The organism is Niveispirillum sp. GW835-FHT14G11 (genome assembly GCF_058793615.1).
On record NZ_JBXAFZ010000003.1, the window covers coordinates 437,668 to 450,883 of the forward strand.

The 13,216-nt window shown below is 63.6% G+C and carries 14 protein-coding genes and 1 tRNA gene; 9 read left to right on the top strand and 6 right to left on the bottom strand.

Features of this window, described 5'->3' with window-relative positions; all coding sequences use genetic code 11:
* Nucleotides 1-25: 25 nt before the first annotated feature.
* The 3 genes from ygfZ to AC1Q7F_RS08455 all read left to right on the top strand — a co-directional run bounded on the left by ygfZ (nucleotide 26) and on the right by AC1Q7F_RS08455 (nucleotide 4,262).
* Nucleotides 26-895: a CAF17-like 4Fe-4S cluster assembly/insertion protein YgfZ gene (ygfZ, locus tag AC1Q7F_RS08445; RefSeq protein WP_492505675.1), complete on the top strand. Its 870-nt coding sequence runs from the start codon at nucleotides 26-28 to the stop codon at nucleotides 893-895.
* A 65-nt stretch (nucleotides 896-960) separates the two neighbouring features.
* Entirely contained in the window at nucleotides 961-3,645 is a 2,685-nt protein-coding gene (locus AC1Q7F_RS08450) for a HAMP domain-containing protein (protein ID WP_492505677.1), read from the top strand.
* A 107-nt stretch (nucleotides 3,646-3,752) separates the two neighbouring features.
* On the top strand, nucleotides 3,753-4,262 hold the full coding sequence (locus AC1Q7F_RS08455; protein ID WP_492505679.1) for a PRC-barrel domain-containing protein: 510 nt from the start codon (nucleotides 3,753-3,755) through the stop codon (nucleotides 4,260-4,262).
* Between the two features lie 133 nt (nucleotides 4,263-4,395).
* On the opposite strand, the gene metF is transcribed toward AC1Q7F_RS08455, so the two are convergent.
* The gene (metF, locus tag AC1Q7F_RS08460; protein ID WP_492505681.1) at nucleotides 4,396-5,331 is read right to left on the bottom strand and encodes a methylenetetrahydrofolate reductase; all 936 of its coding nucleotides are present in this window, start codon (nucleotides 5,329-5,331) and stop codon (nucleotides 4,396-4,398) included.
* Nucleotides 5,332-5,344: 13 nt separating this feature from the next.
* Entirely contained in the window at nucleotides 5,345-6,310 is a 966-nt protein-coding gene (locus AC1Q7F_RS08465; protein ID WP_492505683.1) for an ArsR/SmtB family transcription factor, read from the bottom strand.
* A 324-nt stretch (nucleotides 6,311-6,634) separates the two neighbouring features.
* On the opposite strand from AC1Q7F_RS08465, the gene AC1Q7F_RS08470 reads away from it, so the two are divergent.
* Entirely contained in the window at nucleotides 6,635-7,306 is a 672-nt protein-coding gene (locus AC1Q7F_RS08470; protein ID WP_492505685.1) for an MlaC/ttg2D family ABC transporter substrate-binding protein, read from the top strand.
* Between the two features lie 88 nt (nucleotides 7,307-7,394).
* The gene (locus AC1Q7F_RS08475; RefSeq protein WP_492505687.1) at nucleotides 7,395-8,177 is read left to right on the top strand and encodes a hypothetical protein; all 783 of its coding nucleotides are present in this window, start codon (nucleotides 7,395-7,397) and stop codon (nucleotides 8,175-8,177) included.
* A 2-nt stretch (nucleotides 8,178-8,179) separates the two neighbouring features.
* On the opposite strand, the gene AC1Q7F_RS08480 is transcribed toward AC1Q7F_RS08475, so the two are convergent.
* Nucleotides 8,180-8,932 carry a substrate-binding periplasmic protein gene (locus tag AC1Q7F_RS08480; RefSeq protein WP_492505689.1) on the bottom strand — a complete coding sequence of 251 codons (753 nt, stop codon included), beginning with the start codon at nucleotides 8,930-8,932 and terminating at the stop codon, nucleotides 8,180-8,182.
* Between the two features lie 297 nt (nucleotides 8,933-9,229).
* Nucleotides 9,230-9,304, bottom strand: a tRNA-Ile gene (locus tag AC1Q7F_RS08485).
* Nucleotides 9,305-9,490: 186 nt separating this feature from the next.
* Between AC1Q7F_RS08485 and AC1Q7F_RS08490 the strand changes: the two genes are divergently transcribed.
* From AC1Q7F_RS08490 to AC1Q7F_RS08500, 3 genes are all read left to right on the top strand, one after another.
* Complete coding sequence (locus tag AC1Q7F_RS08490; RefSeq protein ID WP_492505691.1) at nucleotides 9,491-10,687, top strand: site-specific integrase; 1,197 nt, start codon at nucleotides 9,491-9,493, stop codon at nucleotides 10,685-10,687.
* A 15-nt stretch (nucleotides 10,688-10,702) separates the two neighbouring features.
* Nucleotides 10,703-11,278, top strand: a complete 576-nt coding sequence (locus AC1Q7F_RS08495) for a hypothetical protein (protein WP_492505693.1) — start codon at nucleotides 10,703-10,705, stop codon at nucleotides 11,276-11,278.
* Nucleotides 11,279-11,544: 266 nt separating this feature from the next.
* The gene (locus AC1Q7F_RS08500; protein ID WP_492505695.1) at nucleotides 11,545-11,784 is read left to right on the top strand and encodes a MerR family transcriptional regulator; all 240 of its coding nucleotides are present in this window, start codon (nucleotides 11,545-11,547) and stop codon (nucleotides 11,782-11,784) included.
* Between the two features lie 112 nt (nucleotides 11,785-11,896).
* Here the strand turns inward: AC1Q7F_RS08500 and AC1Q7F_RS08505 are convergent, their stop codons facing one another.
* The gene (locus AC1Q7F_RS08505; RefSeq protein WP_492505697.1) at nucleotides 11,897-12,124 is read right to left on the bottom strand and encodes a hypothetical protein; all 228 of its coding nucleotides are present in this window, start codon (nucleotides 12,122-12,124) and stop codon (nucleotides 11,897-11,899) included.
* 207 nt (nucleotides 12,125-12,331) lie between these two features.
* Here AC1Q7F_RS08505 and AC1Q7F_RS08510 point away from each other — a divergent pair, with 207 nt between their 5' ends.
* Nucleotides 12,332-12,781: a CopG family transcriptional regulator gene (locus tag AC1Q7F_RS08510; protein ID WP_492505699.1), complete on the top strand. Its 450-nt coding sequence runs from the start codon at nucleotides 12,332-12,334 to the stop codon at nucleotides 12,779-12,781.
* A gap of 112 nt (nucleotides 12,782-12,893) precedes the next feature.
* On the opposite strand, the gene AC1Q7F_RS08515 is transcribed toward AC1Q7F_RS08510, so the two are convergent.
* The coding region (locus AC1Q7F_RS08515; protein ID WP_492505701.1) for a hypothetical protein at nucleotides 12,894-13,216 on the bottom strand (323 nt) is incomplete at its 5' end.

The window sequence follows — 13,216 nt, forward strand, 5'->3', positions numbered from 1 at the left end:
ACCGTTGCCGGAACGAACGACCATCATGGCCGACCTGCCGCTGATCCCCCTTCCCGACCGCACCCTGATCGCCGTTGCCGGCGCGGATCGGGTGGCCTTCCTGCAGGGGCTGGTGACCAATGACGTGACGAAACTGGACGGCCGCGCCGTCTGGTCGGCGCTGCTGACGGCACAGGGCAAGTATCTGCACGACTTCATCGTGCTGGCCGATGGCGACAGGCTGCTTCTGGATGTGGAGGCCGGTCGCCGCGACGACCTGCTGCGCCGGCTGCGCATGTTCAAGCTGCGGGCCAAGGTGGAACTGGTCGACCTGACGGGGCAGCTTGCCGTCTTCGCACAGCTGAATACCGAGATTGCGGAACGCGGGACGGTGACGCCCGTCCCCGGCGGCTGGCGGATCGTGGACCCGCGGCATGCCGGGCTGGGCCACCGCCTCATCCTGCCGGCCGACACCCCGGCCGCGGGAAACGCGGCCGACTGGGATCGCACCCGTCTGGCCCTGGGCATTCCCGATGGCAGCCGCGACCTGATACCGGAGAAATCGATCCTGCTGGATAACGGCTTCGACGAGCTGGGCGGCGTGGCCTGGGACAAGGGCTGCTATGTCGGGCAGGAGCTGACGGCCCGTACCAAATATCGCGGCCTGGTGAAGAAGCGGCTGGTGCCTGTCCGTATCGACGGCCCCCTGCCCGATGCCGGGTCCATCGTTACCCGCGAGGGGACGGATGTGGGCGAAATCCGGTCTGGCCGGGGTGATCTGGCCCTGGCCCTGATCCGGCTGGACGCGCTGGCGGCGGGGGGAAGCCTCGCCTGTGGGGACGCCACGCTGACGCCGCAGCCACCTTCCTGGATCAATCTTCCCCGTGCGGAAGGCGATATGCCAACGAATGGATGAAGTTGGCACAAGAATTGGTTAGTCTCTGCCGCGATTGACCCAATATGAAGCGCGGGGGAGGCAACATGGAGCGGGGCACGGGATCGCGGCTATCGTCGCTGCGGAACCTCAGCACCGCCACGGCCCTGGCCGCCACGATCCTGATCGGGGGCCTGGCCGCCGGTGCCACCTTTCAGATGGCGCAGTTCCAGGTGCAGTCCGGCAGCATGGAAGTACCGGGCGACCAGCTGGCCAAGACCCGGCTTCTCACCGACTTCCAGGACCGCATGGGCCATGGCGGCTTCCTGTCCGCCCTGGCGCAGTTCGCGGAGACCGGCAATGCCGAGGCGCGGGCTGAGATGCGCACCAGCCTGGAAGCCGCCGACCAGGCGCTGCGCGGGTTGCAGGGCAAGCGCCTGATCCCGCAGGAGGTGGAGCTGGCTGCCGATCTGAAGCGTCTGCTGGACGGCGCCCGCCGCGCGCTGGAATCGGCCAATACCGGCCCGGCCGCCCTGGGCCAGACCACGCCCACCATCCTGCTGACCCGTTATGCCACCCTGTCCGACCGCATTGATGCCCGCTCACGCGGGCAGCATGCGGTGGAACTGGCGCGGCTGGAGGATGTGGCGACGCGCGGTCTGTGGCTGGGCGGGGCCGCCGTGCTGGTGCTGGTGGCCACGCTGTTCGCCTTCCTGTCGCTGATCGGGGCCCGTGTGCTGCGGCCGCTGCGCGAACTGACGGGGGCCGTTCATGGCGTGGCCCGCGGCGATTGGCGGGCACCCGTCTGGGGGGCGGAGCGCGAGGATGAGTTCGGCGACCTGGCCCGCGCCGTCGACGGGTTCCGCAAGCAGGCCGCCGAGATTCCCGACATTTCGGTGGCGACCGAAGACGGGCGCCTGCGCCTGAAGTTCGAGGGCGAGTATGCCGACCTGTTCGAGGCGCTGACGGCGCGACTGCGCGGGGCCGGCGGATCGCTGGCCATGCTGGGCAATGATGTCAGCCGCATTGTCGGCGACACCAAGCAGCAGTTGAACGATACGCTGGGCCAGGTGAACCAGCTCTGCTCCGCCGCCGTGCGCACGGTGACGGAGAGCAACCGCGAGATCCGGCAGGCGACAGAGATGCTGGGCCATGCCGTGGCCCAGGTCCGCGCCTTCGATGGCAGCGAGGGCCATGTCGGCCTGGACGACATTGTCGAGGCGCTGCGGGCCCATGCCGACCACCTGGCCCTCACCGCCGCCAACACCGAATCCAAGGTGATCGAGACATTGGGCAGCCTGTCGGAAAGCGACAGCGATATCCGTCTGGCCACTGTGGAGGCCCGCGACGCCGCCAAGGCCCTGTCCCATTCGATGGAGGAGGCGCAGCAGGGCCTTTTGTCGGCGGTGAAGCTGCTGCGCGCCTCCGGCGACCTGCTGGCCAATACCGTGGACCAGACCGGATCGCGCATCACCCGCGCCGCCGATGCCATGGAGGAGGGCGAGAAGGCCCTGGTTGCCACCCTGGGCAGCGTCAGCAACCGCTTCGACGAGGCGACGGAACGCGCGTCGGCGCGGCTGGAGGATGCCGGCATGCAGGTGTCGCGCGCCGCCGACCTGCTGGATGACCGGTCGTCGGAGATCACCTACAAGCTGGAAACGGCGCTGGACAGCATGACCCACGCCCGCAACGCCATGCAGCAATCGGCGGAGATCGCCGAGGACATGACGCGCGGTAAGCTGGAACCGCTGGCCGAACAGTTCAACGACATCCAGTTCCGTTTCTCCAGCCTGATGGGCGACGTTTCCGACCGGGCCGACAGCATGGCCGACGCCGTCGATGCCCTGCGCCTGACCAGCGACGGGCTGCGGCAGGAGTTCGAGCGCCGGCGCGTGGAGCCCGGCCAGCACGAGGCCATTGCCGACCTGCTGACCCGCATGCGCGGCAGCGCCACCCAGATCGGCGATCGGGTGAAGGAGATCGGGGAGACGGCGGGACGGCTGGCGCAGAGCCTGACCGGCGGCGTGGATGATGCCACCGCCCGGCTGCGCGACCTTACCGGCGATCTGCGGGCGGAAACCAAGGCCCTGTCGTCGGAAGCGCATATGGCCACCACCACGCTGTCGCGTACCGTGGGGCAGCAGGAGCGCCTGCTGGCCGACATGCGCGAGGTGGCGTCGGAGCTGGATGCCCAGCGCGACCGGGACAATACCCCCCAGGCGCTGATCGACTTGACGGGCGGGCTGCGCGCCGCCATCGAGGCCGTCCACGCCCTGATCGCCAGCGCCGACAACCGGGAGAAGGTGGCCATCGACCAGGCGTTCGGCCTGGTGGACAAGCTGCAGCAGCGTATCTTGAACGTGGAGGGCATGGCCGGTGGTCTGGCCGCTGCGACCGATGCGCTGCATGCGCTGGCGGCCTCCGACAATGCCGGGCGCGAGCGGGAGAATGCCGACCTGCTGGCCATCGCCACGGCGCTGAAGGCCCGTCTGGATGGCATCGACCGGCTGGGCGACCGGCTGGACAGCACGACGGACAGCGTGCGCGCCGTGCTGGAGGAAACCAGAGGGCGGGAGCGCACGGACCTGTCCATCGTATCGGAACTGACCCAGAACCTGCGTGAGCGCGTGCTGCGCCTGGATGGATTGTCGGTGGACCTGTCGCGGGCCATCGACATGCTGCGCTCCTCCTCGCGCCAGAACGAGAATGCCAGTGCCGTCGCCGCCCGCGACCTGGGCACCCGCCTTGCCCAGATCGCCGACCAGCTGCGCGGTGCCGCCGGCGGGGCATAAAACCCATAAGGTCACAGAACAATTCTCCTTCCCTGCCGTTGATCCGGTATGGCCGCGGGGAACAAGCCTCGCCGCCCCGACCGTCAACAGAGGGAAGGAACAGAACCATGCGCACGCGATTGATCGGTGCCGCGACGGTGACAGCCCTGCTGCTGGGTACCGGCGCGTATGCCCAGACGGTGCCCCCCGGCACCACCGAACCCGCACCGCCCGTTCCGGGCACGGTCGAACCCGGCCGCATCGGCCAGACACCTGAAGTGATGCCGGAGCGCGAGAGCGCGCCGGAGATTTTGGCCGCCCCGCGTCCGGGCATCGACCGCACCTCCGCCGAGAAGCTGCTGGGCCGTACGGCCGTGGGTGCCGATGGCGAGGAACTGGGCGAGGTCGAGGATGTGATCCTCAACGCCAGCAGCGGTGATGCCGAAACCCTGATCATCTCGTCCGGCGGCTTCATGGGCCTGGGCGAGAAGAATGTCGCTGTCGATATCAGCGATGCCGACCTTCTGGCCGGTGGCAACAGTGTCAAGGTGCGCAACCTGACCACGGCCCAGTTGGACCAGATGGCCGAATATGAATATGGCAAGGACACGCGGTCCCTGATCCGCATGGAGCGGTAAAGGACGCTTCGGCGTCATCCCTGACCACTCCAACGTCCCTGCCACTGCCCCCGGCCCAAACCCCTCCTGGGCCGGGGGCTTTTTCTTTTTGATTGTTCCCTCAAATCCCGGCCTGTTGGGGCATGCGAAGACATCAGCCCTTGGCGGCGCGCACACCCAGCATATGGCAGATGGCCACCGTCAGGTCGGCGCGGTTCATGGTGTAGAAGTGGAATTGCTTCACGCCATGCTTTTCCAGATAGCGGCACTGTTCGATGGCCACTGTGGCCGCCACTAGGTGGCGGGTCTCCGGGGCCTCATCCAGCCCGTCGAACAGGTCCCGCATCCAGGCGGGGACGATGGTGTTGCACTTCTCCCCCATTTCCGCCGCCTTCTGGAAGTTCAGGATGGGCAGGATGCCGGGCACCATGGGGACATCAATCCCCGCCGACGCCGCCTTGTCGCGAAAGCGCAGAAAAGCATCGACATCAAAGAAGAACTGGCTGATCGCCCGGTTGGCACCGGCATCGACCTTGCGCTTCAGATTGTCCAAATCCACCTGGGCGCTGGGCGCCTCCGGATGCACTTCCGGGAAGCACGCAACCGAAATGTCGAAATCGCCGATGCGGCGAAGGCCGGCCACCAGATCGGCGGCATAGGCATAGCCGCCGGGATGCGGCTCATACCCGCGCCCGCCCAGGCCACCGGTGCCGTCGGCGCGCGGCGGCGGATCACCGCGCAGGGCCACGATGTGGCGGATACCCGCATCCCAGTAACTGCGCGCGATCTCGTCGATCTCTTGCTTGGTGGCAGCCACGCAGGTCAGGTGCGCCGCAGCCGGAATGCCGGTTTCGGCCTGGATGGCCGTCACGGTGGCGTGGGTGCGCTCCCGCGTCGATCCACCGGCCCCATAGGTCACCGACATGAAGGACGGGTTCAGTGGCGCCAGCCGACGGATGGCCGTCCATAAATTCTCGTGCATCTTCTCCGTCTTGGGCGGGAAGAATTCGAAACTGACGGTCAGATCGCCGGGGGCCGTGATCAGCGAAGCCGGGTTGGTGGCGGCGTCCATCAGGTCGCTCAGGCTCATCGAAACTGTTCCTTCAGGCGGCAGCCAGCGGACGGGTCCGCGTGGCGGGGGCATCGGTGCGGGTGGCCCGCCAGATGCAGACGGTCAGGGGATCGCCCGGCAAGGCGACGGGGGGCTCTGGCTTCATACCGGCACGGCGCAGCCAGCCGGCCACCTCGTCCTCCGTGAAGCCCAGACGGCGATGCGCGTGCTGCTCGCGCAGATATTCAAGGTCATGGCGGGCAAAATCCACCACCAGCATGGTGCCGCCCGGACGCAGAACACGGGCCGCCTCGGCGATCGCATCCGCAGGTTCTTCTGCGTAATGCAGCACCTGGTGGAAGATCACGGCATCCTGGCTCTGGCCCGGCAGCGCCAACTGGTACATGTCACCCAGCCGCACCTGGCAATGGCGCAGGCCCGCCTGCTCCAGATTGACGCGCGCCACGGCCAGCATCTCGCGTGAGGCATCCAGGCCCAGGCCGCGGGCGATGCGCGGGCCGAACAGTTCCAGCATGCGGCCGGTGCCGGTGCCCACATCCAGCAGATCCTCCACCCCCGTCTGGGGCAGCAGCGACAGCAGGGCCGCCTCCACCTCCCGTTCCGGGACATGCAGGCTGCGCATTTCATGCCAGCGGGCGGCGTTCTCGCTGAAATAGCGGCCGGCGGCTTCCCGCCGCCCCTGCTTGATCAGGTCCAGCCGTTCCAGGTCCAGGCCCAGCCCCTGGTCATCACCGGGGATGGCATCCACCAGGGTGCGCGCCAGCTCCGCCACGGGCCCGCGTTCCGCCAGCCGGTAATAGGCCCAGATGCCCTCCCGGAACCGTTCCAGCAAACCGGCTTCGCACAGCAGCTTCAAATGGCGCGAGACGCGCGGCTGGCTTTGGCCCAGGATCTGGGTAAGCTCCGTGACAGTCAACTCGCCATGGGCGCAGAGCGACAGAAGTCGCAACCGCGTCGGCTCCGCCGCTGCCTTCAGCGCATTCAACAGGAATTCCATGCGACCCGACCCATGCATCATTCAGATCAATATATAAAGATATATTTATGTCTTCGCAAGGTGTGTTGGTGCGCCCACCGCTGCCGGCCGGCGATCGTCTGGCCCGGCATCCGATGCTGCCGCGCAGCCGCCCCGCGTTGAAGGCGGTTCACAACGATAATGCCATCGCGATATGGATTTTCAGCCGCAGATCGGACGCAATTGCCGTCTATCCATGAGTTTGGCAAATGGTTAATGCCATGGATGACTGGACGTGACGCGCGTCACTGTCGGCGGCCCGGCCGCCGGGAAAGATGACGCCAATGACCATAAGGAATGGATGACGTGACCACGCAGACCCCCCGCCGTCGTTCGCCGTTGGCCGGCACCACTCTGCTGCTGCTGGCGGGAATGGCCGCCATTGCCGCGCCGGCCCTGGCGCCGGCTACCGCCATCGCGCAGAACGTCAAGGGCCCGCAGGCCGCCGCCGGCTTCGTACAGTCGCTGGGTGACAGGGCTATTGCCACCCTGGCCGACCCCAAGGTTTCCAAGGACAAGGCCAAGGCCGTGTTCCGCGACCTGCTGAACGAGAATTTCGACATCAACACGATCAGCCGCTTCGTGCTGGGCAAATACTGGAACATCGCCACCGATGCCCAGAAAAAGGAATACCAGACGCTGTTCGAGCAGATGATCGTCGAGGTCTATGCCGAGCGCTTCAGCCAGTATGCCGGCGAAAAGTTCAAGGTCGGCAGCGGCCAGGCATCAGGGCAGAATGACGCCATCGTCGCCTCACAGGTGCTGCGGCCCAGCGGACAGCCGCCGGTCAATGTCTCCTGGCGCGTGCGTTCCAAGGATGACGGCTACAAGATCATCGACGTGATCGTCGAGAATGTGTCGATGAGCGTCACCCAGCGTTCGGAATTTTCCAGCCTGATCGAAAGCAATGGTGGCCGGTTCGAAGCCCTGCTGGAGGCCCTGCGCCAGCGCATCCAGGCGCCGCAGCCCACGCAGTAAGCCCATACGCTTCCCGCCAAGCCTGTGCTATGTGACGGGTCCGTTCCGGGAAATCGGGGCGGGCCCTTTTCATTGGTCCCGGTTGGCGATGCTCCGCGAGATCCTGATCAGCCTGCGCACGCGCTGCGCGCCGGCTTTTGTGCGCCTGGGATATCGCTATGCCGCCGTTGCCTGTGTGGGGCGGGCCGCCCGTTGCGCCGCCGCCTGGGCCCCCCACCAGGAAAGCACGCGCCGCCGCATCCTGACCGCCATGGCGGAGGCGCCGGCAGGCCGGAACACCGCCATCATCCTGGGCTCAGGCCCCTGCCTGGACCTGCCCATGGCAGAGTTGCTGTCGCGCTTCCGGCGCGTGTTGCTGGTGGATGTGGCGCATCCACCGGCAACCTTACGGCTGGCCCGCCGCCACGCCACCATCGAACTGGTGGAGCGTGATCTGACGGGGGTCGCGTCCATTCTGGCCGATCCCGCCACGCCGGCACCGCCCACCCCCGGCTGCGACGCCTTCCTGGATGATCCGGATGTGGGTCTGGTCGTGTCGGCAAACCTGATCTCGCAACTGCCGCTGGTGCCACTGCGCCAGATGGGCAAACTCTGGCCGGACGCCGATCGCGCCACCTATGCCCAAGCGATCGTCACTGCCCATCTGGTGCATCTCCGGGCCTTCACCTGCCCCACATTGCTGATCGGCGATGTGCAGCGCCGGGTGATCGATCCCGACGGACGGGTAACGGAGATGGAGGACCCGCTGTTCGGGGTTTCCCTGCCCACGGGAGAGATGGAGTGGGACTGGACCGTGGCCCCGGTGGGCGAACTGTCCACCGGCTGGTCCATCGTCAACCGGGTGCGCGCTGTCCGGATCGACCGCGCCTGAAATTACTGCGTCGCGTCGTGGCGGTTCACGATGGCCTGATACGTACCATCCTCCCGCACCCGCCGCAGCCCGTCGTTGAAGCGGGCGGCCATGGCCGGGTCGCGGAAGCCGGCGCAGTAATGGTTGGGCGCGAACAACCGATGCTCGACCACCGGCAGGGTCTGCTTATGGTCACCCGACTCCGCCAGCACCCGGGCGACATGATGCAGCAGCACCCGGCTTTCGCCGATCAGCACGTCGTAACGGCCATAAAGCAATCCCTTGGCCTGCAGCGCCTGCACAGGCTCTTCCCGGTAATCGGCGGCCATGGCGATGGCAGCGGCAAAATCCGGACCCAGCACCCGTGTCGCCCGCTGAAAGGCCAGTACCCGCAATCCAGCCAGATCGGCCGGCACCTTCAGCGCAATCTCGCGGGTGGCCAGGGTCAGGGCCACATTGTGATAGGTGATGTAGCTGTCGGTCAGCACCAGCCCGTCCGGGGCCGCGCCCACGACGGGTGCGAAACCGTCCACCGCCCCTTCCCCCGCCGCCAGCGTCAGCCGGGCGTTGGAACCGACATAGGGCTCCATCACCATGCCGGCCGCGTTCATGATGGCGGCCAGCAGTTCATATTCCAGGCCGCGCAACTGACCATCCGGGCCCGTCTCCACCAAGGGGGCCGCTTCCCGCAGGCCGAACCGCACCTTGTCCGCCGCGTCGGATGGCACCGGCGGCAGAAGGATAATCAGCAGGAGCAGAAGCAGATACCGGCGCATGGAACCTTGTCACGATTATCCGGAACGGATTTCCATAGAAACCCTATCAAATCCTGCCGTCCGGCCATCAGGTGCATGGGGATAGGCCGTGTCAGCGACGGCCCAGCCTAGGGCATCGAGCGCTTGGTTGTCCGCATATGCTGCGGCTTTGAGATAGTTCCGGCACTCGTCTGGATCGTAGAGATCGCAGATGGACCTGAACCGCCCCGGTTCGCCAGCGCCCTGTGCACACACAGCTCACTTGACGAGGATGTTAGCGTCACCGACCCGGCGACGCTAACCCCTTGAAAAGATTGTTGGGCCCGGAGGGAATTGAACCCCCAACCAGACCGTTATGAGCGGCATCTTTCAAGATTTTAGGCGAACGGGCACGAACGCACAAGAATGCCAGAAAACATAATATTTTCAGTTATATATGACACAAAATAGCCAACGACGATCCTTGGCGAACATCAGCACAGAACGCCGTTCAAAATCAATCTTGCACTTACACTGCACTTACGGCAGGCTCGGGCCGTTGCACTTAAACGGGGATTCGCCGTGCAAGGATTGCTGGGCTTGCCGCTGATCAAAAGCCTGAAACCGGCTGATCGGCCCTATGAGGTCCGGGACACCCGCTTGAAGGGTTTGCTGCTGCGGGTGCAGCCCAGCGGGGCGATGACCTATTACGTCGAATATGCGCGCGGCAAACGGATGAGCCTGGGGCGTACCAGCGTCGTCACCCCGCAACAGGCCCGTGACCAGGCGAAGGACATCCTGGGTTCCGCCTTCCAGGGCAAGGACCCGGCGGCTGAGGTCGCCAAGCCCGCCCAGGAACACACATTCGGCAGTTTCGTGGACGGAGAATATGGAAGCTGGGCCATCGCCAATGTCCGCACCCATAAGGGCACCCTGCGGCGGCTGAACACCAGCTTTGCCGAGTTCCGCCCCCTGAAACTCAGCGAGATCACCCCGTTGCTGGTGGAGCGCTGGCGGTCGGAACGCCTGAAGGCCGGCACCAAGCCATCGACCGTCAACCGCGACTTGGACGACCTGAAATCATCACTGGGGAAAGCCCAGCAATGGGGCTTCATCGAAACCCACCCTATCGAGAAGGTGAAGCGCACCCGCGTTGACGACCGGGCCACGGTACGCTTCCTGACCGATGACGAGCATAAGCGCCTGCTGAACGCGCTGGACGACCGGGAGGAGCGGTTACGCACGGGCCGGGACAGCGCCAATGCGTGGCGGGCTGTGCGCAAATATCCCCTGCTGCCGGACCTGCGGGCCGTGCCCTATGCCGACCACCTGAAACCCATGGTGCTGGTCTCCCTGCACACCGGGCTTCGCTATGGCGAGCTGGCGAACCTCACATGGGGCGACGTGCATCTGGATCGCGCCATCCTGACCGTCCATGGCTTCAAGGCCAAAAGCCAGAAGACCCGCCACATCCCCCTGAACAGCGCCACCATGGAGGTGCTGACCGCCTGGAATACCCAGCGGATGGAAACCAGCCCCCTTGTCTTCCCCAGCCGCGACGGCGGCCCCTTCGACAATGTTCGCAGCTCGTGGGAGGAGGTGTTGAAGGACGCCGGCATCACGAAATTCCGCTGGCACGACATGCGCCACACCTTCGCATCCTGGCTGGTCATGCGCGGCGTGGACCTGAACACCGTCCGGGAGTTGTTGGGGCACTCTGATTATCAGATGACATTACGCTATGCCCACTTGGCCCCGGAACATAAGGCGGCGGCTGTAGCACGGTTGGTTGGGTGAGTGGGAGGGGACGATATGAGCCATATTTCCGATGAGCTTTGGGCGCGCATCGCACGCAGCACGAGGGGAGGACCGGAACTTCGGAACCGGCTGAACGAGGCAATCGACTACGTGCGCAGACACACTGTGCGGCACAATGCGAATGACAAATGCATCATAGTGAAGCGAGAGCTACGTTCGCTGCTATCAGCAGCGACTAAGCTAAAATCAAAACTCGATCAAATTGACGAGACAACATTTTCTACTTTGTTTACCGACATTGATATGACCTCTACCGTCGAACAAAAAGAAAGGCAGCGCGCAAAGACCAACGGAGTAGCGCCATGCGACTTATTTGATAAAGAGTTATTTGATTATCATTTCAACATATTGATCGACAGCATCAAGGACGGAATCTCAAGAACCAGGGTTTCAAAGAAAGGCATATCGATCAATGCAAGAAGAGATATCCGAGATGACCTTATCCAACTGACAGACTACGCCATTTATGTGAACGGCGGGAGTATTTTATCGAACAAATTTAGCCAAAACATTGGATGGCTTTTGAACTCATTAGGATTGTCGACTCTTATGTTACAGAGGGGGTTGTGAAATCTGACGTTCGCAGATGGTTAAATCTTCGCGACAAGCACCCAGATGTTGGGATCGACCTTTGTCGTCAAGAATGGGAGCGAGCCGGAAACAGTGAAATTAACGACGACAATTCAATTCTTTTCTACGTTTAACTTGTCAAGTGTTTTTCGGAATAAAAGAGTGGGCAACTTTTAGCCATTCGCAAATTGGCTCTCGTTCTATGGATGCCCGCGAGCATCTGCATATGATCACGAACCATTCCGATCAACGGCAATGGTGCCATCATGACAATTGACAAGCTCCGCATCACCCCCGTGGCCTGCACAGTGGCTGAATTCTGCCATTCACTCTCCATCGGCAAGACCCGCTTCTATGCCGAGGTGAAGGCGGGCCGGATCAAGGTGCTGAAGTCCGGCCGCAAGACCCTTGTCCCCATCGGCGAACGCGAGGCGTATCTGAAACGCCTCGCCGATGCTGCCCAGGTCACCGGGAAGACCGGCAAGAGCCCCAACGATGCACTTTGATCCCCATGGGCAGATCAATGAGCCCCAGGGACGCGGGCACCCTGCCGCCATCACCAGGGGATCGAACAGCCACGACAGCAGCGGAATGGATCAAGCTCGGCCGGCATGACCTTTACGGGCTATATAGCGGGCTCCGGGATATGCGGGAGGGCGGCATCACCTTCTCGACCAGATACCGTCGTACATAGATTTGGAACTGCCGCAGTCCCAAGGGCAGATGCGGCGCGAACTGGCGATAGACGGCCGATATCGACCAGCCCTTCTCCAATTCTGCCATGATGGCATCACGGCGGGCCAGGAACGCCACCCTGCCCGCCGTCAATTGTCGTCTTGCTGTCATGTAATCACCTCTGGCTTACCGATACGAATCGGCAAGAGCAGTCGGTAACGTAAAATCACATCGGCGCGAATAGTCTAAAAAATGCCCAGAACGAACACAAACAGAGACGAACAACAATACATACTTCAGACTAATATCGAATAGTCGCGAATAATTCGGCATTGCGACGAACACCTGAACTATATGCGCAGCCGGGCAGGATAGGTAATGTTGGCCAACAGCCCAACATTACAGCTTACTCGCCGACGGCTCGACGCGGCCCGCCGCAACCAGTCCCTGTCCCTCGTCGCTGAGGCAGCCATTGCTTCCTTCCTGTCGCCCGATGCCGCCGAGCGGCAGGAAACAGCCGTCATCCGGCGGCTGGACCAGCTGGATCGCCGCCACCAGCGGCTTGAGCGCGATGTAGGCATTGGCATTGAGACCTTGGCCCTGTTCGTGCGCTTCTGGCTCAACAGTACGCCTGCTTTGCCGGAGCCGGCGCAGGCAGCAGCGCGGGCCAAGGGTGCCGAGCGGTATGATGCCTTCCTGGATGCGCTGGGACGCCGGTTGGCGAAGGGGCCAGCGCTTTGGCAGGAGATCGTCGACGAATCCGATGGCACAATGAACGATGCTAACTCTGCCATTAAGATTTTGAGAAACGAGGCCAGCGCACAGTAGCCTCAGGAGGCGTCACAGTTGTAGGGTGCCATCTTGTGCATAGTAAAAAATGGTCAAGCCCTAGATTAGACAAATCACAGTGTCGAGGAACTCGATTTTACACTGCTGTGCGTCAGGTCCTTTGATATCGGCTGGAGCTTTCCAAGGCCAGCCGGCGGCCGCCTTGGCGCGGGCGGAAGAACGGATACCGTGGCGTGATCGCGGACAGGTATGGGTCGATCGCCAACTCATTGCGAATGAATGCGAGGTCTTCCTGTGACAGCCCCAGCGCTGAGCCAACTACAGCATCTAGTTTGTCTATCTGAAGCTCAATTTCAGTCTCGATAGCGGCAGGTTCAGTGGCTTGAATGAGCCCCTTTGTCCGTCGTCGAAACAAATGGGACGGTTGGATGATTTTGTGAGTGGAGGTTCTGGCTCGTTGCGGGTTGATGTTAA

Bases quoted from the DNA above. Each gene is read 5' to 3' on its own strand.
- ygfZ (WP_492505675.1), top strand. From the start codon at position 26: ATGGCCGACCTGCCGCTGATCCCCCTTCCCGACCGCACCCTGATCGCC.
- AC1Q7F_RS08450 (WP_492505677.1), top strand. From the start codon at position 961: ATGGAGCGGGGCACGGGATCGCGGCTATCGTCGCTGCGGAACCTCAGC.
- AC1Q7F_RS08455 (WP_492505679.1), top strand. From the start codon at position 3,753: ATGCGCACGCGATTGATCGGTGCCGCGACGGTGACAGCCCTGCTGCTG.
- metF (WP_492505681.1), bottom strand. From the start codon at position 5,331: ATGAGCCTGAGCGACCTGATGGACGCCGCCACCAACCCGGCTTCGCTG.
- AC1Q7F_RS08465 (WP_492505683.1), bottom strand. From the start codon at position 6,310: ATGGAATTCCTGTTGAATGCGCTGAAGGCAGCGGCGGAGCCGACGCGG.
- AC1Q7F_RS08475 (WP_492505687.1), top strand. From the start codon at position 7,395: ATGCTCCGCGAGATCCTGATCAGCCTGCGCACGCGCTGCGCGCCGGCT.
- AC1Q7F_RS08480 (WP_492505689.1), bottom strand. From the start codon at position 8,932: ATGCGCCGGTATCTGCTTCTGCTCCTGCTGATTATCCTTCTGCCGCCG.
- AC1Q7F_RS08495 (WP_492505693.1), top strand. From the start codon at position 10,703: ATGAGCCATATTTCCGATGAGCTTTGGGCGCGCATCGCACGCAGCACG.
- AC1Q7F_RS08500 (WP_492505695.1), top strand. From the start codon at position 11,545: ATGACAATTGACAAGCTCCGCATCACCCCCGTGGCCTGCACAGTGGCT.
- AC1Q7F_RS08505 (WP_492505697.1), bottom strand. From the start codon at position 12,124: ATGACAGCAAGACGACAATTGACGGCGGGCAGGGTGGCGTTCCTGGCC.
- AC1Q7F_RS08510 (WP_492505699.1), top strand. From the start codon at position 12,332: ATGTTGGCCAACAGCCCAACATTACAGCTTACTCGCCGACGGCTCGAC.